Annotated in this window: 2 protein-coding genes; both read left to right on the forward strand. The window is 70.1% G+C overall.

All coding sequences use genetic code 11. The features are described 5' to 3' along the window. Positions 1 to 26 precede the first annotated feature (26 nt). A protein-coding gene (locus ACFWB8_RS37050; protein WP_385237729.1) for an IS5 family transposase occupies positions 27 to 910 on the forward strand; the annotation gives its coding sequence in 2 pieces (ribosomal slippage) (positions 27 to 381 and positions 381 to 910; 885 coding nt in all). A gap of 157 nt (positions 911 to 1,067) precedes the next feature. After that, a partial coding sequence (locus ACFWB8_RS37055) for a transposase (protein WP_385237726.1) occupies positions 1,068 to 1,670 on the forward strand: 603 nt, incomplete at its 3' end.

Consider the following 1,670-nt stretch of genomic DNA (forward strand, 5'->3'; position numbering starts at 1 on the left):
CTAAGGCCTGTCTGATAATTGATCTTGTGGCAGGTCGAGGTGAGTTGACGGACGCGGCGTGGGAGCGGATTGAGCCCTTGTTGCCGCAGGTGGACGGGCGTGGTCGGCCGTGGCGTGATCACCGGCAGGTGGTCAATGGTGTGCTGTGGCGGTTGCGGACCGGGGCTCCGTGGCGTGACCTGCCGGAGCGGTATGGGCCGTGGCAGACCGTCTACGAGCGGTTCGCCCGCTGGGAGGCGGATGGCACGTGGGCAAGGCTGTTGGAGCATGCGCAGGTCCGTGACGACGCGGTGGGCCGGGTGGAGTGGACCGTCGCCGTCGACTCCACGGTCAACCGTGCCCACCAGCACGCCGCCGGCGCCCGTAAAAAGGGGCCGCAGACGGGGACGAACTGGAAGATCCGGGCTGCTCGCAGACGCGCCAGGCCCTCGGCCGGTCCCGAGGCGGGCTGACCACCAAGGTCCACCTCGCCGTCGACGGCCGGGGCCTGCCCCTGTCGATCGTGCTCACGCCCGGCAACGTCAACGACGCCACCGCCTTCGTTCAGGTCCTCGACTCGATCCGCGTTCCGCGAGCCGACAGCGGCCGCCCGCGCACGACACCGGCCCGAGTCCTGGGCGACAAGGCCTACTCCAGCCGGGCGATCCGGCACCTGCTGCGGCGCCGGGGCATCGCAGCCACGATCCCCGAGCGCCGCGACCAGGCGGCCAACCGCCGGCGCCGAGGGCGCCTCGGCGGCCGGCCGCCCGCCTTCGACAAGGAGGTCTACCGCGACCGCAACGTGGTCGAACGATGCTTCGCACGCCTCAAGCAGTTCCGCGCGATCGCGACCAGGTTCGACTGTGAGGATGTGGGAGTGCCGCCTTGGGCGGCGGTCTGGCCCGAGGTTCGACTGGCCGTGGTGCCTTGAGCTTGATCTGCCGACCGCTGTCTGGGGTGCCACATGCTGCCGCCGGGCAGGGGCCGTGTCCCGATAGGGGCCTTCGCGACAGGCACCATCACAGTCTTGACCGCCCCCGGCCCGGCGACGGCCACCGGTTTTCGAGGCGATCAGGAGACAGGCGACCGTGCCCAGCATCACGCAGTCCACCGCCCCATGTCACGTCCCGGCGGACGCCGAGGACGTCCTGCTCGGTGTGGACACTCACAAGGACGTCCACGCCGCAGCCGTCATCACCGTGCTCGGCGCGGCCCTGGACGGACGCAGCTTCCCCGCGACCGCCGACGGCTATCGGCAACTCCTTGATTGGGCACGATCGTTCGGCGTCCTGCGGCGGGCCGGCGTCGAGTGCACCGGCTCATACGGAGCCGGGCTGACCCGTCACTTGCGCGCCGAGGGCATCGAGGTGACCGAGGTCAATCAGCCCGACAAGGCCGCCCGACGCCGTCACGGCAAGACCGACGCCATCGACGCCGAGGCAGCAGCCCGCGCCGTGCTGACTGGACGAGCTACCGCCTCAGCGAAGACCGGCAACGGTCCAGTCGAGATGCTCCGCCTGTTCAAACTGGCGAAGGGATCCGCGGTCAAGTCCAGGACCCAGGCGATCAACCAGCTCAAGAGCGTCCTGATTTCAGCCGACTCCGCCCTCCGCGAGTCACTGGCCGGACTGAGTAACCCGCACCTGTTCAAGCGGTGCGCCGACCTCGACCCCCCGCACGCGAGCGGGCCG

The sequence above is a fragment of the Streptomyces sp. NPDC060031 genome (genome assembly GCF_042736805.1).
GTDB lineage: Bacteria > Actinomycetota > Actinomycetes > Streptomycetales > Streptomycetaceae > Streptomyces.